This window comes from Pseudomonas sp. WT-JTC (genome assembly GCF_056711565.1).
In genome coordinates, this window is sequence record NZ_CM160042.1 from 2,689,846 (window position 1) to 2,709,598 (window position 19,753).

At 58.9% G+C, this 19,753-nt stretch carries 18 protein-coding genes; 11 read left to right on the plus strand and 7 right to left on the minus strand.

What is annotated here, in order from left to right:
- Window positions 1-315: 315 nt before the first annotated feature.
- From AC06G5_RS12335 to AC06G5_RS12350, 4 genes are read right to left on the minus strand one after another with little or no spacing between them, the layout of a single operon-like run.
- Window positions 316-1,089: a DeoR/GlpR family DNA-binding transcription regulator gene (locus AC06G5_RS12335; RefSeq protein WP_429371950.1), complete on the minus strand. Its 774-nt coding sequence runs from the start codon at window positions 1,087-1,089 to the stop codon at window positions 316-318.
- Window positions 1,090-1,145: 56 nt separating this feature from the next.
- Window positions 1,146-2,147 (minus strand): 4-hydroxythreonine-4-phosphate dehydrogenase PdxA, encoded by a 1,002-nt coding sequence (gene pdxA, locus AC06G5_RS12340; protein WP_413422343.1) that lies wholly within the window; start codon window positions 2,145-2,147, stop codon window positions 1,146-1,148.
- A 5-nt stretch (window positions 2,148-2,152) separates the two neighbouring features.
- Window positions 2,153-3,433, minus strand: coding sequence for a four-carbon acid sugar kinase family protein (locus AC06G5_RS12345; RefSeq protein ID WP_413705075.1), 1,281 nt, complete (start codon window positions 3,431-3,433; stop codon window positions 2,153-2,155).
- Entirely contained in the window at window positions 3,430-4,443 is a 1,014-nt protein-coding gene (locus AC06G5_RS12350; RefSeq protein ID WP_413422339.1) for a 2-keto-3-deoxygluconate permease, read from the minus strand. Before AC06G5_RS12350 ends, AC06G5_RS12345 begins: the two co-directional genes overlap by 4 nt.
- 448 nt (window positions 4,444-4,891) lie before the next feature.
- Between AC06G5_RS12350 and AC06G5_RS12355 the strand changes: the two genes are divergently transcribed.
- The 9 genes from AC06G5_RS12355 to AC06G5_RS12395 all read left to right on the plus strand — a co-directional run bounded on the left by AC06G5_RS12355 (window position 4,892) and on the right by AC06G5_RS12395 (window position 14,553).
- Window positions 4,892-5,665 (plus strand): ParA family protein, encoded by a 774-nt coding sequence (locus tag AC06G5_RS12355; protein WP_413422337.1) that lies wholly within the window; start codon window positions 4,892-4,894, stop codon window positions 5,663-5,665.
- A 113-nt stretch (window positions 5,666-5,778) separates the two neighbouring features.
- Window positions 5,779-5,994 carry a hypothetical protein gene (locus tag AC06G5_RS12360; protein WP_413422335.1) on the plus strand — a complete coding sequence of 72 codons (216 nt, stop codon included), beginning with the start codon at window positions 5,779-5,781 and terminating at the stop codon, window positions 5,992-5,994.
- 256 nt (window positions 5,995-6,250) lie between these two features.
- Window positions 6,251-6,592 (plus strand): hypothetical protein, encoded by a 342-nt coding sequence (locus AC06G5_RS12365; protein ID WP_413422333.1) that lies wholly within the window; start codon window positions 6,251-6,253, stop codon window positions 6,590-6,592.
- Between the two features lie 99 nt (window positions 6,593-6,691).
- Window positions 6,692-7,948: a TolC family protein gene (locus AC06G5_RS12370; RefSeq protein WP_413422331.1), complete on the plus strand. Its 1,257-nt coding sequence runs from the start codon at window positions 6,692-6,694 to the stop codon at window positions 7,946-7,948.
- Entirely contained in the window at window positions 7,945-9,429 is a 1,485-nt protein-coding gene (locus AC06G5_RS12375) for an efflux RND transporter periplasmic adaptor subunit (protein WP_413422329.1), read from the plus strand. The genes AC06G5_RS12370 and AC06G5_RS12375 overlap by 4 nt, the downstream gene beginning before the upstream one ends.
- Window positions 9,426-12,584, plus strand: coding sequence for an efflux RND transporter permease subunit (locus AC06G5_RS12380; RefSeq protein WP_480459572.1), 3,159 nt, complete (start codon window positions 9,426-9,428; stop codon window positions 12,582-12,584). Before AC06G5_RS12375 ends, AC06G5_RS12380 begins: the two co-directional genes overlap by 4 nt.
- Complete coding sequence (locus AC06G5_RS12385; RefSeq protein ID WP_480459574.1) at window positions 12,581-12,931, plus strand: copper-binding protein; 351 nt, start codon at window positions 12,581-12,583, stop codon at window positions 12,929-12,931. The genes AC06G5_RS12380 and AC06G5_RS12385 overlap by 4 nt, the downstream gene beginning before the upstream one ends.
- 221 nt (window positions 12,932-13,152) lie before the next feature.
- Complete coding sequence (locus AC06G5_RS12390; RefSeq protein ID WP_413705070.1) at window positions 13,153-13,488, plus strand: DUF190 domain-containing protein; 336 nt, start codon at window positions 13,153-13,155, stop codon at window positions 13,486-13,488.
- 261 nt (window positions 13,489-13,749) lie between these two features.
- Window positions 13,750-14,553, plus strand: coding sequence for an alpha/beta fold hydrolase (locus AC06G5_RS12395; RefSeq protein WP_480459576.1), 804 nt, complete (start codon window positions 13,750-13,752; stop codon window positions 14,551-14,553).
- A 140-nt stretch (window positions 14,554-14,693) separates the two neighbouring features.
- Here the strand turns inward: AC06G5_RS12395 and AC06G5_RS12400 are convergent, their stop codons facing one another.
- Window positions 14,694-15,749, minus strand: a complete 1,056-nt coding sequence (locus AC06G5_RS12400) for an alpha/beta hydrolase family protein (protein WP_413422319.1) — start codon at window positions 15,747-15,749, stop codon at window positions 14,694-14,696.
- Between the two features lie 264 nt (window positions 15,750-16,013).
- Here AC06G5_RS12400 and AC06G5_RS12405 point away from each other — a divergent pair, with 264 nt between their 5' ends.
- Window positions 16,014-16,583: a DJ-1/PfpI family protein gene (locus tag AC06G5_RS12405; protein WP_480459577.1), complete on the plus strand. Its 570-nt coding sequence runs from the start codon at window positions 16,014-16,016 to the stop codon at window positions 16,581-16,583.
- A 141-nt stretch (window positions 16,584-16,724) separates the two neighbouring features.
- Here AC06G5_RS12405 and AC06G5_RS12410 read toward each other — a convergent pair whose 3' ends face one another.
- Both AC06G5_RS12410 and AC06G5_RS12415 read right to left on the minus strand, forming a co-directional pair.
- Window positions 16,725-17,348 (minus strand): eCIS core domain-containing protein, encoded by a 624-nt coding sequence (locus AC06G5_RS12410; protein ID WP_480459578.1) that lies wholly within the window; start codon window positions 17,346-17,348, stop codon window positions 16,725-16,727.
- Between the two features lie 203 nt (window positions 17,349-17,551).
- Complete coding sequence (locus AC06G5_RS12415; protein ID WP_480459579.1) at window positions 17,552-18,631, minus strand: saccharopine dehydrogenase family protein; 1,080 nt, start codon at window positions 18,629-18,631, stop codon at window positions 17,552-17,554.
- Between the two features lie 195 nt (window positions 18,632-18,826).
- Here AC06G5_RS12415 and AC06G5_RS12420 point away from each other — a divergent pair, with 195 nt between their 5' ends.
- Window positions 18,827-19,630, plus strand: coding sequence for a type 1 glutamine amidotransferase domain-containing protein (locus AC06G5_RS12420; RefSeq protein WP_413422311.1), 804 nt, complete (start codon window positions 18,827-18,829; stop codon window positions 19,628-19,630).
- The last annotated feature ends 123 nt before the right edge of the window (window positions 19,631-19,753 follow it).

The following is a 19,753-nucleotide window of genomic DNA, read 5'->3' on the forward strand; positions in this document are numbered from 1 at the left end:
GGCTTCAGGCTCCCGGCTATTCCCCGCGCTTGACGCCTTACGACCATTCGTCCATTAAACGCCGTATTTGTTGGGCGAAACGCCTTTTTTTGATGAGGTCATAACATGTCATGACGGATTTTTGCGCAAGATTTCACGCAGTGGATGTGACAGGACATGGACCGAAAATGACTGCAATCGGGCCACGGATCCACTCTGGGTTATCAACATCCGAGTGGCTCAAGCGACGTTCCGTTTGGCAATGAGACGGCGCAACCACCCATTCAGTCACAGACCGGCTGACCGGAGCATGTTTACGGAGGGCGGGGCAGGCAATCAGGCGAGGTCCACGGTTTCTACAGTGATTTGCGCAATCGCGTGAAACGGTGCGAGGGCAGCTTCATCGGCAGTTGCACAAGTAATCAATCGCCATTCGCGTTCGATAGGCGTCCAATGCTGCTGCCGCGCTCGCCCGAGTTTGTCGGTGTCGGCGAGAACGACGATCTGCGCAGCCCGCTTGATGATGCATTCCTTGAGATAAGCCTGCTGCGCACTCGCCTCGCACAAGCCGAATTCCGCGACGACGCCGTCTGCGCCGAGGAAGGCTTTGTCCACGCTCAGGCGGCTCAACGTCAGCTCGGCCAATGGCCCCAGGGTGCTCATGCTCGAACCGCGCAAATCACCGCCGATCAAGGTCAGGCGCACGCCCGGCGCGTTGGCCAGGGTCATTACGGCGAGCAGGTTGTTGGTCACCACATGCACGTCCTGGCGCGAGCACAAATGATGAGCCAGTGCGGCGCAAGTGGTGCCGCCGTCGAGCAGGACGGTGTCGCCGTCCTGGACGTGGGCAGCCGCTGCAAGGGCGATGGCGTCTTTCTGTTCCCACTGGCTGGTTTTGCGCTCTTCCAGCGAGGCTTCGGGTTCATGGACACCCACCACGGCGGTGGCGCCGCCGTAGGTGCGGACCAGGTGCCGCTGCTTGGCGAGCATGGTCAGGTCGCGCCGCACGGTCGCCTCCGAAACGCCGAGGGCCGCGCTCAATTGCTCGACGTTGGCATCGCCGATGCGTACGAGATCGAGGATGGCGCGGTGGCGTTCGGACACTTTCATGGCGGGGGCTCGTTGGTTGGGCGGTGGTCGATCTTACACGACAGTGCCGCTGCACCTCATCCCCGTCGTGTGGCTAGCTCAGCGCCCTGGCGCAGTGCTTCGAGCAGGCTGCGCTCATCGGCGATGCCCTTGCCGGCGATGTCGAAGGCGGTGCCGTGATCGACCGAGGTGCGGATCACTTCAAGGCCGACGGTCACGTTCACCCCGGCTTCGAGCCCCAGTACCTTGACGGGACCGTGGCCCTGGTCGTGATACATCGCCACCACCAGATCGAAGTCGCCACGCCCGGCGCGGAAGAACAGGGTGTCGGCCGGCAACGGGCCGGTCACGTCGAGGCCGCGTTCCTGCAGCAGCTTCACTGCCGGGATGATTTTTTCTTCCTCCTCGCCATAACCGAACAGGCCGTTTTCACCGGCATGCGGGTTGATCCCGCACACGCCAATCCGCGGACGGGCGATGCCGGCCTTGATCAGTGTGGCGTTGCCGCGTTCGATAGTGCGCTGGACCAGGCCCGGTTCGATCTTGCGGATCGCATCGATGATGCCGATGTGGGTCGTGACGTGAATCACCCGCAGCTGCGGTGCCACCAGCATCATCGACACTTCGTCGACGTGGGTCAGGTGCGCGAGCATTTCGGTGTGGCCGGGGTACTTGTGACCGCCGGCGTGCAACGCTTCCTTGTTCAGCGGCGCGGTGCAGATCGCATCGATCTGTTTGGCCTCGGCCAGTTCCACGGCGCGGGCGATGTATTGATAAGCAGCGTCACCGGCAATGGGTGACAGCTCGCCGAACGGCAGGTCATCGGGGATCAGGTCGAGATCGATGCAATCGATGGTGCCGGCCTCGTACAACGCCTGGGAGGCGTCTTCGATACGGCGCACTTTGGCGCTGCCGCCGACAATCACGTTGGCCTGCTCCAGGCGCCGCGCATCGCCGATCACCAATGGCCGGCATTGTTGGTAGACGATGTCGTGGGTCAGGCTCTTGACGATGATTTCCGGACCGACACCTGAGGCGTCGCCCATGGTGATGCCGATGATGGGGAGGTAGTTGCTCATAGCGTTCATTGGAGTCCTTGGATTCGGGTACGTTGGGGCGGGGAGCGATCGGCGCGTTCGCTCAAGTGCTGCCATGCCGCATACAAGGCGCGGTCAGTGCCGAATGCACCGGCCTTGGTGACAATGCCGGGACGATGCCCTTGCCGGGAAACGGTGGGGCGCGCGAAAGCCACGCCGGCTTCGATTTCCGTGAGCAATTGCAGGCTGTCGATGCCGACGGTGGTCAATATGGCCCGCGCCGTCTCGCCACCCGTGGCAATCAGGCCGCCGACCTTGGCGAAGTGCGGTTCTACCAGCACGGCCAATCGGGTTGAGAGTCGAGCGCCCTCCAGGGGATCGAACGCCTCGTCGCGTCCAATGCGCAGCAGCAGGTCGCTCCAGCCGTCCAGCCGCTCGCCGATGCGCGCTTGCCACAGCGCCCAATCGACGTGCGTCGTGCCTTGGCGCAGGACTTCGGGCGGGACCACCAGTTCGCTGACCCCGCCGCGCTCCTTGAGCAGTGCGCATTGCCGCTCGCAGACACCTGACAGGCTGCCGACCATGATCAGAATCGGTGCCTGGCTTTTTTCCTGTGCTGTGGGTTCGATTGCCGTGAAGCGTGCTTCGGAAAAATCCGCGAGACTGGCGATTTCCCGCGCCAGCCCACCCGAGCCGATCCAGAACAGCGGCTGTTCCATGGACGCGGTCAGGCGAGCGATCGTCAGCAGGTCGTCTTCGGTTTGTGTATCGACGATCAGCGCCTGGGTACCCTTGCTCGCCACTTCAGCGATGTGACGCACGAGTGTTTCTTCATTCCCGCGCAAGGTGTCGAGATCAAGCCTGGCAGTGCTCAGGCCTGCGGCCACCAGCATCGCCTCGACATCCGCCGGGCGATCGGCGTTTTCGAGCTTCCAGGTATCGGTGGTTTCCAGCGGCTGGCCGTTGACGAACACCCGGCCACCGCGCAACGTGCGCCCGGTTGCAGGAAACGCCGGGGCGACGATGGCCAGGCCCGCCAGCGGTTGCAGGGCGGCCACTTCCGCCGCCCAGTTGCCGCGCAAGGTCGAATCAATTTTCTTGTACAGCCGCTGACCGGGACGCTGCAGCGCCTTGTACGCAGCGACCGTGCGTTCGGCGGCTTGCGCCGGGGACAGGCGCCGTGTGTCCGTATCGGCGGCAATCACCTGGGCGTCAGCCTTGTCATGCAAAGGGTCGAGCGTGACGACCGTTTGCATCCCCGCGCTGGCAAAGCCGATGGCACAATCCGCCGCGCCCGACAGATCGTCTGCGATGATCAGAATGCTCATCGCAGGGCTTCCTGCTTTTGCGCCTGTAGGTCCGACTCGGGGATGACGGCGGGTTTGCGCTGTTGCACGCGTTTGGCCACCGCTGCGGTGAGCAACGGTGCGAGGATCGCGGTGACCACGACGCAGGCAGCCACCAGAATCGTCGCGCTCTTGGCCGCTTCGGCGTACACCGGATTCGCCGCTGCGATCAACGCCGGAACGGCGGCGGCATTGCCCGCTGTAGTGGCTGCCGCCACGCCGGCAACACCGGTGCCGCCGGTCAAACGATCGGCGAAGAACAGCGGAATGCCGGTCAGCACGACCACCGCGACACCCATGCCGAGCCCCAGCAAACCAGCCTGCCAGACGTTATGCAGGTCGAGGCTGGCACCCAGTGCGAGGGCGAAGAACGGGATCATCACCGGCACGGCCTTGGCCAGGAAGTCGCGCATGTCGCGGTCGAGGTTGCCCAGCAGCATGCCCAGGGCCAGCGGCAGGATGCTGCCTACCAGCGTCGGCCAGGGGAAGGCTGACAAGCCGGCAATGCCGAGGGTCACCATGGTCAGAAAAGGCCCGGATTCCAGCGACATCACCGAATAGGCGCCGACGTCTTCGGAGCGGCCGTACTGCCCCATCAGCGCCATGTACAGGCCGCCGTTGGTGTCGTTCATTGCGGCGACCACCGCCAGCGTGGAGATACCGGCGAAAAGCCCGGAGGATATCGGCTGCTCACCCAGGAAGTGGCCAAGCACGATGCCGATGAGCACGGCGATGCCGACCTTGGTGACGAGCAGCGTGCCGCCCTTTTTGAGCAGGTAAGGCGTGGCCTTGATATTGATGCTCGCGCCCATGCACACGTAGAACACCGCCAGAATGGGCAGTGCGCCGGTGAACAGCGCATTGGTGAATGATCCGAAAAATTTGGGCGTGTCAGGCAGGAATGTCGCCACGAGCGAGCCAATCAGCAGAGGCACGATCATCATGCCGCCGGGGATGCGTTCAATGGTGCGCTTGATAGGAATCTGGGCCACGAGGGTCTCCTTTTATAATTGTTTGGCAAGACGTGTTTCACCTCGAATCTGACTGAATCGATCATTGCGTGATTGATTCAGTCAGATTGATCTTAAGCCAACCACTGAAACTGCGCAATTCAATCATTCAAATGATCGTTTCGCTCATTTCTGATAAGGATTCCGATCAGTGCAAGCGGTTCGAACCCTCCTGTGGTGCGGGCCAGAGCCTTGCAACGCCCATAAAAAACCCCTCGTCACAGGTTTCCTGCTCGCCTGAAAATTGTCTTGGGTGAACAGCAATGCTGCGATTCTTCTCGCTTGTTGCTTTAAGCGCAGTGCTAAAGAGCTGAAATTCGATTGGCTTGGTTGTTGTCGCAAAACTGAAATATATCGGTCATAGAATTGACACGAGAGCTTACATTTCCTCAAGTCGGCCTTTGGCCGTTTTCATGGATGAGAAAACCCTATGCGTCGTGTTGTGTTCAATCAGAAAGGGGGCGTTGGGAAATCCAGCATTGCCTGCAACCTTGCCGCAGCGAGTGCTGCCGAAGGCTACCGAACGCTGCTGGTTGATCTCGATCCCCAGGCCAATTCGACTCACTACCTGACAGGCCTGATCAACGAAAGCATTCCAACGGGCATCGCTGACTTTTTCAGACAGACACTATCCGGCGGCTTCGAAGGCAGAAGGAATCGAGTGGTCATCACCGAGACCTCTTACGACAACCTTCACTTGGTGACTGCCTGCTCCGATCTGACGGACCTTCAGTCAAAACTCGAGTCCAAATACAAGATCAATAAGCTGCGCAAGCTGCTGGTTGAACTGTCCGAGGACTACGAGCGCATCTATATCGATACACCAGCGACACTCAACTTCTACACATTCAGTGCGCTGGTGGCGGCGGACAGATTGCTGATCCCATTCGATTGCGACAGCTTTTCGCGCCAGGCGCTGTACCGCGTCATCGCTCAGGCAGAGGAGCTACGTCTTGATCACAATGAATCACTGATAGTAGAGGGCGTGGTGGTCAACCAGTTCACCGGGCATACCGGCTTGCACCAGAATCTCGTTGATGAGTTGTTGGCCGAAGGTTTACCTGTGCTGCCGGTTTACCTGAGCAGCTCCATCAAGATGCGCGAGTCGCACGAAGTCTCAGTACCCCTTGTTCATTTGGCTCCCCGGCATAAGCTTTCGCGGGAATTTTTTGGATTGCTGGATACCTTGGAGCGGGCGGCCTAGCGTCATCACTGACGGGCCGACCCTTAAGGTCGTCCCTCCATCTCGTTCAGCTGAAACACTGACGAAACATTCCAGCCATATGATTCGCGTCACCGAAACCCAGGGGATTGGAGATGAATCGGCCATCAAGAAGCATGCGCAAACTGCTCGACTCAGTCGCCACTCACAATGAGGTAGCGGCGCTCGATGTGATGCGCGCAGCAGAGCAGCTCCAGGACGAGGTGCTTCGTCAACGCTTGCTCAACATGATTCACCAGCTCAACCAGGACGCCAATGATTTGCGAATGGCGCGCGACGATATCCAGGGCGGCACCATAAAGCTCGCGTGATCGGTCAGGGAAGCGTTTCCAGGTCGCTCTTTCGTGTCAACGAGGCCGAAACTTTCATCGGCCCTGGCGCAGGCGCACTGTCGACCCTTTTCAACGCCATTGCCGATGCCGGGCTGACGAACCATTTTCCTGTCAGTAATGCTGGCTTAATTCTGATCCGCTGAGATCGTGCGCAATCGGCGCTTTGTGCAAGGCAACCGAGAGCGTGTGTTCAATTGATTGTTAGTACTATTTCCGACGGCTACACTCCAACCCCATGAAACGCTACCTGCGGTTTTGCCTCATTTTCGTGATCAGCCTGGCGCTTCCCCTCAGCGGGATGGCGGGCGTTCAGGCGCCGACAGAGCCGTGCCCGATGAAAGCAATGGGCATGGCGATGATGGACGACATGGGGATGGACTGCTGCAACGATATGAAAAGCCCGACCGAGCACGGCAAACCCTGCAAGCCGGGGCAGGAGTGCAAGACGGGTGGCATGTTGCAAGTCTCGATCATCAAGCCTCCTGTTACGTTGTTCAGCCCCGTAGTGCTTTCCCTCATCGGCGATTCCGTACCTGTATCGACCCCTTCCGGGGTATGGCGACCGCCCCGCGTTTGATTCCTGACCCACATTGAGCGTCATTCCGTTTTAGCGGGATGGCATGGCTGTGCGCGTGTCCTTTGATGCGTGCAGTGGATGATCACAGGAATCGTAAACATGAACTCCAAGTGCTATTGCACAGGCTGGTCCCTCGTGGCCGGCCTGGCGGCAAGCGTACTGGCATTGCCGAGCTTCGCTGGCGCCTTGACACTCGACGAAGCGTTGCGGCTGGCGGAAAACAATGCGCCGTCGCTGACGGCACAAGACGCGAAAATTCAGGCTGCCAGCAGTGCAGCTATTCCAGCCGGTGAGCTACCCGACCCCAAGCTGCTGCTGGGTGTGCAGAACTACCCCGTGGGTGGTCCGGATCGCTGGAGCATCGACCAGGACTTCATGACCATGCAAATGGTCGGAGTCAGGCAGGAGATGCCCAACGGCGACAAGCGCAAAGCGCGCATTGAAGTTGCCGATGCGGCCGTTGATCGAGCTGCTGCAGAGCGGCGGGTCGAACGTCTGAACGTTCGTCAATCCACGGCATTGGCCTGGATAAATAGCTACTCGGTTGAGCGTAAAGACGCGCTATTCCAGGACTTTTACAAAGAAAATCGCCTGCTGACCGAGACCGTCCGGGCGCAGGTTGCCGGTGGCCGCGCTCAACCCGCCGACGCAGTGACGCCCAGGCAAGAAGCAGCTCGGTTGGAGGAACAACAGGACGAGCTGATTCGCCAGAGAACGCAAGCACGAGCGGCGCTCAAGCGCTGGATCGGTCCTGCCGCCAACGATAAGCCTGCCGGCAGCTTGCCTGAATGGCCTGTCGATACTTCAAGCTACACCCATAAGCTGCAACACCATCCTGAGTTGGCAGTGTTTGCGCCGATGACCCGCGAAGCGCAAGCCAAGGTTCGTGAGGCCGTGTCAGAGAAGCGCTCGGACTGGAGCTGGGAAGTGGATTACCAGCACCGTGGCCGTGAGTTCGGCGACATGGTCAGCGTGCAGTTTTCCTGGGATCTGCCACTGTTCCCTGACGCTCGCCAAAGTCCCAGAATCGCGGCCAAACAGGCTGAACTCAGCCAGCTTGAGGCCGAGCGCGAAGCCCTGTCACGTGAGCATACCCAGCAACTGGAGAGCGAACTGGCTGACTACGAACGCCTGAATCGTGCAGTACAGCGAAACCGGCAAAGCCTGTTGCCGCTGGCCAGGGAAAAGGTCGAACTCAGCATGGCCAGTTATCGTGCCGGCAAGGGCGATTTGAATGCCGTTGTTGCCGCCCGACGTGAACTCATCGAAGCCCGCCTCAAACAGATCGACGTGGAAGAGCAACGAGCGCTGACCAGCGCGCGACTGTATTTTGCCTATGGGGAGTCCAGCCAATGATCCTGAATAAATGGAACGGGGCACTGCTGGTGGGCATCTCGCTGGCATTGGGGGTTGCCGGTGGTTATTGGTTCGCTCACCAGCGCATGGGCGAAGTACCCGTTGCCGCCCCGCAGCTGAGCCCCAATGCACCGGACGAACGCAAGGCGCTGTATTGGTACGACCCCATGTACCCGCAGCAAAAGTTCGATAAGCCGGGCAAGTCTCCCTTCATGGACATGCAACTGGTCCCGCAATATGCCAGTGGCGGCAGCGACCGTGCGACGGTCAGTATCGATCCCGGCCTGACTCAGAATCTCGGTCTGCGTTTTGCGACAGTCAGTCGCGGGATCTTTGATTCCAGTCTCGATGTGAGCGGTGTCCTGACATTCAACGAACGGGATGTCGCCGTGATACAGGCCCGCACTCCTGGCTTTGTGGAGCGGGTCTACGCCCATGCTCCAGGTGATGTGCTCAAAGCCAACGCGGCGTTGGCGGATATCCTGGTGCCCGAGTGGGTCGCCGCCCAGACCGAGTTCCTGGCGCTCAAGCGCAACGGCGATGCGGACTTGCTGGCTGCGGCCCGCCAGCGACTACTGCTCACAGGAATGCCGGCAACACTGATCACTCAGGTGGAGCGGGGCGGTAAGGTCCAACCCTACCTGACGCTGACCAGCCCGATTGGTGGTGTGCTGCAAGAGTTGAATGTCCGCACGGGAATGACCGTTGCAGCGGGCGAGACGCTGGCTCGCGTCAATGGTTTGAGCAATGTCTGGATGGCCGTGGCCGTTCCAGAGTCGGAGGCAGGAACCATCTCCGTAGGGCAAACGGTTGAAGCGCAATTGCCCGCATTCCCGGGGATAAAGCTCAATGGCAAGGTCAGCGCCATTCTGCCGGAGACCAATCCGGACAGCCGTACCCTGCGTGTGCGGGTGGAACTGCCCAACCCGGACGGACGCCTCAGGTCGGGTTTGACCGCGCAGGTACGCTTGAACCGCTCAACGCAGCACAGTGTGTTGTGGGTGCCGAGCGAGGCCGTCATCCGCACAGGCCGGCGTGCCTTGGTGATGCTTGCCGAAGACGCGGGCCGCTACCGGCCGGTGGAGGTGCAACCCGGGCAGGAAAGCGATGGCAAGACGGAGATATTGCAAGGTCTGGAAGATGGCCAGAAGGTCGTTACGTCCGGCCAGTTCCTGCTCGACTCGGAGGCCAGTCTGAAGGGCATTGTTGCAAGCCCGGAGCAAGAGTCGCCACCCGACGCAGCCGCCTCCGGCTTGCATGAAGCGGATGGGCAGATCGTCGAGATCAACGACAGGGAAGTCACGCTCGCCCATGGCCCTTTCAAGACGCTGGGCATGCCGGGTATGACGATGACGTTCCCGCTCGCCAATCCGGCGCTGACGCAGGGCCTCAAGCCGGGCGACAGGGTTCGGGTCGCGGTGAGCCAGACTGACGATGGCCTGCGGGTCGAGCGCCTGGAAAAAACCGGAGGCCAGCCATGATCGCCGCCCTCATACGTTGGTCCGTGGCCAACCGGTTCCTGGTGTTGTTGGCGACGCTGTTCGTCACGGCCTGGGGCATCTGGTCGGTGCAGAACACGCCCATCGATGCGTTGCCGGACCTCTCTGATGTCCAGGTCATCATCCGTACCCCTTTCGCGGGGCAGGCACCGCAGATCGTCGAGAACCAGGTGACCTATCCGTTGGCCACCACCATGCTCTCGGTGCCGGGGGCCAAGACGGTGCGTGGTTACTCGTTCTTTGGCGACAGCTTTGTCTATGTGCTGTTCGAGGACGGAACCGACCTGTACTGGGCTCGCTCGCGGGTCCTGGAATATTTGAGTCAGATACAAAGCCGCTTGCCAGCGAGTGCCAAACCGGCATTGGGGCCGGATGCGACGGGGGTGGGCTGGATCTACCAGTACGCACTGGTGGATCGCAGTGGCGGGCACGACCTGGCACAGCTGCGCGCACTTCAGGACTGGTTCCTCAAGTTCGAGCTCAAGACCCTCGCGAACGTCGCCGAGGTGGCGACAGTCGGCGGGATGGTCAAGCAGTATCAGGTGCAGCTGGATCCGCTCAAACTGGCCAGCCTCGGCATCACTCAGGCTGAGGTGACCGAGGCTATCGGCAAGGCCAACCAGGAAACGGGTGGCGCGGTGCTGGAGATGGCGGAGACCGAGTTCATCGTGCGGGCTTCCGGTTACCTGAAGTCGCTCAATGACTTTCGGGCGATCCCGCTCAAGCTCGGCGCGGGTAGGGTGCCCGTGACCCTCGGCGATGTCGCCACGATCCAGACGGGACCGGAAATGCGTCGTGGTATCAGCGAACTCGACGGCGAAGGGGAGACGGTCGGCGGCGTAGTGATCTTGCGCAGCGGCAAGAACGCTCGCCAGACCATTGCGGCGGTCAAGAGCAAACTTGACGAACTCAAAGGCAGTCTGCCGGCCGGCGTGGAAATCGTCACCACCTATGACCGCAGCAAGCTGATCGACCGCGCAGTGGAGAACCTCAGCCACAAGCTGCTCGAAGAGTTCATCGTTGTCGCGCTGGTGTGTGGCATCTTCCTCTGGCACTTGCGCTCATCCCTCGTGGCAATCATTTCCCTGCCGGTGGGGGTGCTCATTGCCTTCATCGTCATGCACTACCAAGGCATCAACGCCAACATCATGTCCTTGGGCGGGATTGCCATCGCCATCGGCGCCATGGTCGATGCCGCTGTGGTGATGATCGAGAACGCCCACAAGAAGATCGAGGCCTGGCACCTGGCCAATCCCGGGGAAGAACTGAAGGGGGAGCGTCATTGGCACGTCATGACCGAAGCGGCGGCAGAGGTGGGGCCGGCACTGTTCTTCTGTCTGTTGATCATCACCCTGTCGTTCATTCCGGTGTTCACCCTGGAGGCGCAGGAAGGGCGTCTGTTCGGTCCGCTGGCCTTCACCAAGACCTACGCCATGGCCGCCGCGGCGGGATTGTCGGTGACTTTGGTGCCAGTGCTGATGGGTTACTGGATTCGAGGACGAATCCCCAGTGAGCAACAGAACCCGTTGAACCGCTGGTTGATCCGGATCTATCAGCCAGCCCTGGATGCAGTCCTGCGTCGGCCAAAGATCACGCTGCTGCTGGCGCTATTGGTGTTTGTCAGTGCGCTATGGCCAATGTCTCGCTTGGGGGGCGAGTTTCTCCCGCCGTTGGACGAGGGCGACCTGCTCTATATGCCTTCGGCTCTGCCGGGGTTGTCGGCGCAGAAAGCGGCGCAACTGCTGCAACAGACCGACCGCTTGATCAAGACCATCCCGGAGGTCGAACATGTCTTCGGTAAAGCCGGTCGTGCCGAAAGCGCTACCGACCCGGCACCGCTGGAGATGTTCGAAACCACCATTCAATTCAAGCCCCATGCGCAATGGCGCCCGGGCATGACCCAGGAAAAACTGGTGGAGGAACTGGACCGTGTGGTGAACGTTCCCGGTTTGACCAACATCTGGATACCGCCGATTCGAAACCGTATCGACATGCTGGCGACGGGTATAAAGAGCCCGATCGGTGTGAAGGTTGCCGGCACCAATCTGGTGGAAATCGATGCGGTCACCCAGGCGGTCGAGCGAGTGGCCAAGGACGTGCCCGGTGTCAGTTCGGCGCTGGCCGAGCGGCTGACTGGCGGGCGCTATATCGATGTGGATATCGACCGCAAAGCCGCCGCCCGCTATGGGCTGAACATTGCCGATGTGCAGTCCATCGTCGCCGGTGCCATCGGTGGTGAAAATGTCGGCGAGACCATTGAAGGGCTTGCTCGCTTCCCGATCAACGTACGTTACCCACGAGAGTGGCGCGATTCGCTCGGTGCCCTGGAGCAACTGCCGATCTATACCCCGCTGGGCAGTCAGATCACCCTGGGCACGGTGGCGAAGGTCAAGGTCAGCGACGGTCCGCCGATGCTCAAGAGCGAAAACGCACGACCTTCGGGCTGGGTGTACATCGATGTGCGGGGTCGGGACATTGCCTCGGTGGTTGCCGATCTGCGTTGGGTCGTCAATGAACAGGTCAAGTTGCAACCGGGCATGAGCCTGAGTTACTCCGGGCAGTTCGAGTTTCTCGAAAGGGCCAACGCACGCCTCAAACTGGTGGTGCCGGCCACGCTGTTGATCATTTTCGTGCTGCTGTACCTGACGTTCGCCCGCTTCGACGAGGCCTTGTTGATCATGGCCACTCTGCCGTTCGCGCTGACTGGCGGGGCATGGTTCCTCTATCTGCTGGGGTTCAACCTGTCGGTCGCCACCGGGGTCGGCTTTATCGCCTTGGCCGGCGTTTCTGCCGAGTTTGGCGTGATCATGCTGCTCTATCTGAAGAACGCCTGGGCCGAACGTGAAGACCTCGGCGACAGCACTGAGCGCGGACTGGTGGCGGCGATTCGTGAAGGTGCCGTACAGCGTGTCAGACCCAAGGCCATGACCGTGGCCGTCATCATCGCCGGCCTGCTACCCATCCTGTTGGGCAGCGGAACGGGTAGCGAAGTGATGAGCCGCATCGCCGCACCCATGGTCGGCGGTATGGTCACGGCACCCTTGCTTTCCCTGTTTGTCATTCCGGCGGCGTATCGCTTGATGCGTCGCCGGCAACTCCAGATTGTACCCACCAATGTTCAAGGAAAAGTCGTATGAAACTGACCCTTATTGCAGTTGCAAGCACCGTATTTGCGCTATCGCTTTCTGCCCGCGCGGAGGATATGCCAGGTATGCAAATGGATGGTATGGAGGGCATGGAGATGAAGCAGGAGTCGAAGCAGGCTCCAGTCGCCAGCGCCGAGGGAACGATCAAGGCCATGGACACTGCAAAGCAAACGGTGACTCTCGCTCACGGTGCCGTTCCAGCTGTGCAATGGCCTCCGATGACCATGGCCTTTTCAGTGACGCAAGATCAGCTCAAAGGGCTGAAGGTTGGAGACCATGTATCGTTTTCCTTTCAGCTGGAGGGCGGTAGAGCCACGATTGTTTCCATGAAAAAATGAAGTATTGATATTGCTTGTGGCCGGTTGTCGCCTTTCGCGGGGCTGATACAGGATGCCCCAAGGAGACGGACAGCTATGCTGAAATCACTACTTGCTATCGCTATCGGCGCATCCCTCGGGGACCGGTAACGCGGGCTACACGTGGCAGGTTCGCTGGCGATGACCGTTGCAGGGCTTGTATCGCTTCAATTGATTGGCACACGCTAGAGAGGTGATGAGTCATGAAAGGCTTTTTGGTGATTTTCATTACCCAACAGAGCCGTCGACATCACGGAAAAATGCTGGGTGATTGGCTCGTCGACCTGGCCCAGGAGATGGGGCTGCGCGGTGCCACCCTGGCAACCGGTATCGAAGGCTTCGGGCATTCAGGGAAACTGCATTCCTCGCATTTTTTTGAGCTGGCCGATCAGCCTACCGAAATCCATATGGCAATTACCGAAGAAGAGTCAGTTCGCCTGTTTGAGCGACTTGAGGCCGAAGACATCTCCCTGTTTTACATAAAGACCCCGGTTGAATTCGGATCTGTCGGCAGGCAGGCGAACCAGCCCGCCATTTAGCGTAATGCAGTTCGGTCAAGAACTCTGTAGGAGCGAGCTGGCTCGCGATGGACTCAAGAGCGCCGCGTTTAGCCAGTAAACACGCGTAATCGTTAACGACCATCGTCGGAACGCCGCCCGGAGCAAGCTCGCTCCTACAGAGCCCTTGACTGAGCCGCCACTGACCTATTTGCCGATTTCCCCAGTCGTGCTGATAGCTGTCCTCGCGACCGCAACACTTCGTTTACTCTTACCCGCCTGAATGATCAGTCGAGGATTCCAATGTCATCGTTTGTCTGTGCCGAAACCCTTTGGATCGATACGCCACATGGGCGACTCTTTACCCGACGCTGGTTTCCGGCGGGCGTGGAATACAGCCAGGTAAAACCGCCGATCATTCTTTTTCATGATTCCCTGGGATGCGTCGAACTGTGGCGAGACTTTCCTGAACGACTCTGTCAAGCCACAAAACGCGAGGTGATTGCCTATGACCGACTCGGCTTCGGGCAGTCGGATCCGTACCCGGGGATCTTGCCCATGCATTTCATTCGCGACGAAGCCGAGCGCTTCTTCGCGTATGTAAGGGCCGAATTCCAGTTCGATCAGTTTGTCGCCCTGGGTCATAGTGTTGGCGGCGCGATGGCAACGAACTGCGCCTTTTTGTACCCGCAGAGCTGCGTTGCATTGATCACCGTTTCAGCACAAGCGTTCGTTGAAAAGCAGACGCTGCGCGGCATTCGGGATGCCAAGGCGCAGTTTGAGGCGCCGGGGCAAATGGCGCGTCTTGAGAAATATCATGGCGATAAAGCGCAATGGGTGCTGTCAGCCTGGACGGATACCTGGCTGTCGGAGGCATTCAGCGGCTGGACGATTGAAGATGCCATTGACTCGATTCACTGCCCGCTGCTTGCGCTTCATGGAGAGCAAGACGAGTACGGATCCGTTCTGCATCCCATGCGCATCGCCAGACTTGCGACCGCGCCCGGGGAATACCTGATACTGGAAAATTGCCATCATGTCCCCCATCGAGAGGCCCCGGACGTCGTTCTGGATGCAGTCGCTCGACTCCTTCGAATCAGCCATTGATGAATGACTGATTCTGGGCGATTGCTGTTTGTCACGAATGGCCGCTTTCGGCCCAGCCCTCATCCCGGACCAACAATCCGAGAGATTGCGTGGGCGCCTACGGCGTTTTCGGTGAGCCGCGGCAAGTCAGTACTGTCAGTTTACAAACTGTCTTTTTTGTAGCCAGGTGATTGCGCCAGAAACTCTGCTATCAGTGATGTAACTTGTTGCTGAATCAACCCACGAGCGCGACCGTTATCGCCATCCCGGCAAATGATGCCATCGCCTGGCACGTCTTCTTCGAGCATTGCTTGCGCACCAGGTTTGCACATCGACATGAAGCTGAAATGGCTTGCGTCGCTGATCTCGACGTAATGGCTTGACGCCGCAGGCAGGCGTTTGGCCAGGTTGGCAGACTCCAACTCCGCAGGAAGGTCGTGCGACGGTACGCCGGCAGCGATCACCAGAGCGGGTACAGGCAGTGCGGCCAGGCTTTCGTTGGTCAGGCCCCGTGAAAGGCCCAGGTCCAGTGTAACCACGGCAGTGACGCGTTTATCGCGCCAATCGGCGGCCAACGCGGCCTTTGATTCTGAGGTGTCTGCGGGGTTTATCTGTCCGTAAACGGTGCAACCGGCTAACTGCGGGTGGGCTTTGCAGTCATGGGCGAAGAGGTCTGGATCGAAACGAGCACCGGCGATCTCCAGGGCGGTCCAGCCGCCGAGTGAATGGCCCACTACTGCAATTCGGCCATTGGCGACCAGGCCAAATTTTTCAGGTTGAGTCGTGACCCTGTCAATGGCTCGGCGCAGATCAACCGGCCGCTGCCATAACTGTGCAGCTGCTTGAGGGCTGCGGTCATGGGTCGTGGTGCCAGGGTGATTGATTGCGGCGACGATGTAACCCTTTTTGGCCAGGGAACTGGCAAGCCAGGTCTGGTTGCTCCAGTTACCCCTGTATCCGTGGGATAGCACCACCAATGGATGTTCGCCGGCAGATGGCGGCGCGTTACGAACGGCAGAAGCACCGACAAACACCGCAGTGTCGGCGATCAGTTGCGTGGCTGCGGTAGTTGCACTCGGGTACCAGACCACCATCTCCAGTGCGCGGTCATTGTGCGAATCCGGCAGTGTGGAAGACTGGAAACCGACGGGGTACTCGTCAGCAAATGCGGTAGTCGTCAGCCAAGCCAACAACAGGGCGCCGAAAGATATTTTCAATGTCGTTTCTTCCTTGATCAGACAAGTGCATAGCACCTGACCCCGCCGTTAGGCGCATCCACCGTCCTGCGGAGTCGAAATTAATGGGGTTGCCTCTAAGCACGGACATTAAAGCCCAGATTCGAACCGCCGCGCATAATTTTCATCGTTAACTCTATTCGCGGTGTTGGCGAGAATCCTGACGTTCGCTTTTAACCCGAAGCAGCCGTTGAGATCTATTTGTTGTCGCTTTATGTTATTCGCTTTCATGGAGGATTCTGACTGATGGCACGCTTGGGCTTGATACTGACACCCGGTTTTGCGGACTGGGAATACGCTTTCATTGCAGGAACCGCATCGCCGTTTTACGGGATCGACGTCAGGTTTTTCGCCTCGACTACGGGGCAGTTCCGCTCGCAGGGTGGATTGGCTGTAACTGTGGATAGCAGCTTGCAACAATGCCTGGACTGGAAGCCGGACGTTGTTGCAGTCATCGGTGGAATGATCTGGGAGCGTGCAGATGCACCGGATATTCGGGACTTTCTTCATACCAGTCGTTCAAGTGGAGCGACAATTGCCGGTATCTGTGGAGGAACGCTGGCACTTGCGAGGGCCGGGCTTCTCGACACGGTTCCTCATACTTCGAACAGCGCTGACTTTTTACAACAGAATGCCGTAGGTTATGACGGGGCCGCGCTTTATCGAAGCAGTCAGGTTGCTGTGGTTGCTGACCGCATCATCACTGCTCCAGGTCCTGCCCCTGTTAGCTTTACCTGCGCAGTATTCGAAGCTGCCGGGTTATCTTTAGAGATCATTTCGCAGTTCAGGTCATTGTTGGCAGCGGAGCACGGGTGACCGCTTCGTCCTACAAAAACAGCCGATCAAGTTATGTGTTCGAGTGTCCGCTCTTTGGCTTTGCGGACATTAGAAAACGTCTGCACAGGGTCGTTTCAAGTAACTCACCCGTGATAGCTGGCCAGGTTAAAACCTTTGAACTCAAGGATGCCGAGGAGGTTCTGACTGGACCACGCTGGCTCTTAGCGCTTTGGCTACCTGGGTTTGAATCTCGTAAGCAGGCGCCTCGACGGCGGTGTAATCACGGGTATAGCGCGTAGAAAACTCCCGAACACCCCATTGCAGGTACTGCTGCACGTGCTTCAATTCATGCGCCCACAGCGCGACATTGTTAAGTGCATCATCGGCACTGCGAAAGACGATGATGTCTATAAGGGTGACTGCACTTACATCGGGATTCTGTAGCATGGTGTTTGCGGCGTTCAGCTCCACATCGTCGCCTACCTTGTAGCGAGCCGAATCAAGCACTTGAATGTCATAGTAGGGTTCGAGTTGGGCTCGGATATTCAGCGGGATTGTCTGAATATCGCCAGTTGCCGCGGTGTTGCGCGATTGCACAATCCAACTCTGTAATCCAGAGGAAGCCATTTGGTTCATGCTTTCAAAGATCGCCCCCGTTTCCTCTTTGGAGCCTGGAGCACAAAAGCAAGCGAGCACGCAGGCTTCGTACTGCCCTTTTGGGCAGGCGTAAACAGAAAATGATGTACCTACGGAAAAGAACAGTACCGCTAAGCGGAAGACTTGACGCAAAAAGACAGCTGACAATTGGTTCTCCCAGAGGTAGTGGCGGTCGGCAGGTGATGCTTCTGGTATCTCGCACCCGGTGTCCAGCCACGCGTATGACCGCTGCGGCCACCGTTTGTTGCCTTAGCCCGGATTCATCCGCATTCAAACGCCAGTTCGGCACATCACCCAGTACTTGGCGCAGACAATCAGCATGAGAAGTTTCGGTGCCTGGCTCCCAATTGCTATTCGACCTTCAAGGCTCCCGACCCTGGCAAGTCCGTCACCAGATCGGCCCCCAGCAGCCTCGCGGGCGTGTAAGTGCCGCCAGCCGGACGCACCTGCAACAGGTAATCGACCACGGTCAACGCACCGTAGATCGTCAAGCTGTAGACGTTCGCGGTGTGCACGCGTGCCACTTTGCATTCTCCACGAGCGTTACGGGCTTCGCCCCACACGTAAGTGCCTTGATCTGCACGCTTTTCGTCATCCGGGCCGATCACCGTCTTGGCGATGCGTGCCTTTAGCAGCCTCTGCACGAACGACAAACCCAGCAGCGGACGAATGAAGTTGGCGAACCTGGCGCCGCGAATCATGCCAGCAGAGCCCGGTATGAACACCTTGATGTTGGGAATGCCGGTGGTGTGCCAGGCCGTGGAAACGTCACCCCAGGGAATGGTCATCGCCAGCTTCTCGCCGTCGCCGAAATCGATACGACGCACCTGATAGGCCAGCGGTACAGACACGATTTTCCCGTCGCGACGTATCTTGCCGCCTTGCGCCATGCCTTCGATTGACGTCTTGGCAGTGCCAGGCGAAAAGCTGGAGCGGGAATCAAAACCCAGTGCCAGATGCGTTGCATCCGGCAGCGCACTCTTGAGTGCAGCGGCGACACAGTCAGTGGGGATCACGTCGAAGCCGACGCCAGGGCAAATGACTACGCCCGCCGTTTGCGCACGTTCTTGCAGGGACTGGGCATGTTCGAAAACGGCAATTTCGCCGGTGATATCCAGGTAGTGCGCATTGGCACGCAAGCAAGCGTCCATCATCGGGGCGGCGGTCGCCGAAAACGGTCCTGCGCAATGCAGAACCAGACCATGGCCCTTGATCTGGGCGAGCAATCGCGCCTCGTCATCCAGTCCGAAAACACGGGCTTCAAGACCCAGCTCCCGGGCCAGGGCTTCGATCCTGTCGCGGCTTCGTCCCGCCAAAGCCGGCCTGAGTCCGCGCTTGACGGCTTCGCGAGCGATCAACTCGCCGGTATAACCGTAGGCGCCATAGATCATCCATTTCATCTGCGTCACAGGGTTGTCTTGCTGACTCATGCATTGCTCCTGACAGGATTGATGAAGTGCGTCATTGCCTTGCCCAATCAGCGTCAGACGCTAACGTTAAAGTCAGGTTTAGAGTCAAGCAGAAGTGTGCCAGCGCCGGCAGGAAACTTTCAGAGGTGCAGGGGTTGACCTTAAAGTAAGGTTTAAGGTGAGCATGCGCGGACATGCATGACTGTTGGAACCCGGATGATGTTTAAGACCTTTCTTTCTTGTGCGTTGGTATTGATAGGCGGTGCTTTCATGACCTTTTCAAATGCTGAGCCGAACGCTTCCATTGCTATTGCAAAGGACCGCCAGATACTGGTGATCATGACCAATCACGCCAGCTATCCCTCACGAACCGATACCACGGGGCTGTGGCTGACCGAGCTGACGCATTTCACCGATGTTGTGGAAGCGGCAGGCTACACGACGGTTTTTGCCAGCCCCAAGGGTGGAGCTGTTCCTTTGGACGAACGCAGCCTCGGTTGGCTCTATATGGACAAGGCAGCCCGTGAGCATTTGCAGTCGCCGGCCTTTCTCGCTCGACTGAAAAACACGATTCCGGTTGCCGATATCGACCCGTCTCGATTCAGCGTCATCTATTTCACGGGGGGGCACGGTGTCATGTGGGACTTCCCCGCAAACCCGGACCTGCGTCGGGTCGCCGAAAAAATCTACAACCAGGGCGGCATCGTCTCTGCCGTCTGCCATGGCGTAGCGGGACTACTGGATCTTAAGGACGAGCAAGGCCAGTTGATCATCAACGGCAGAAACATCACCGGATTCTCTGATCGCGAAGAGCTGTTTTCAGGCATGAAGAGTCAGGTGCCTTTCTTCCTGGAGGACCGGCTGGTGAGCCAGGGTGCGCGTTACCGCAAGGCCTGGCTGCCCTTCACGCCATTTGCCATTACCGATGGAAGGCTCGTGACGGGCCAAAACCCTCAGTCGCCCAAGGCCGTGGCTGAAGCCGTATTGGCCTTGCTCTCCGCCGACACTGTAACTCGCTAAGCCTTTGTCGATGACACGCTGAAAACACGGCAGCGAGCGAACCAAAAAATCTGTCTCCCTGACGCTTGACATTAAAGTTAAGTTTAACGTTAAGGTTTCTTTCGGCAGGCCTTAAATCCATCA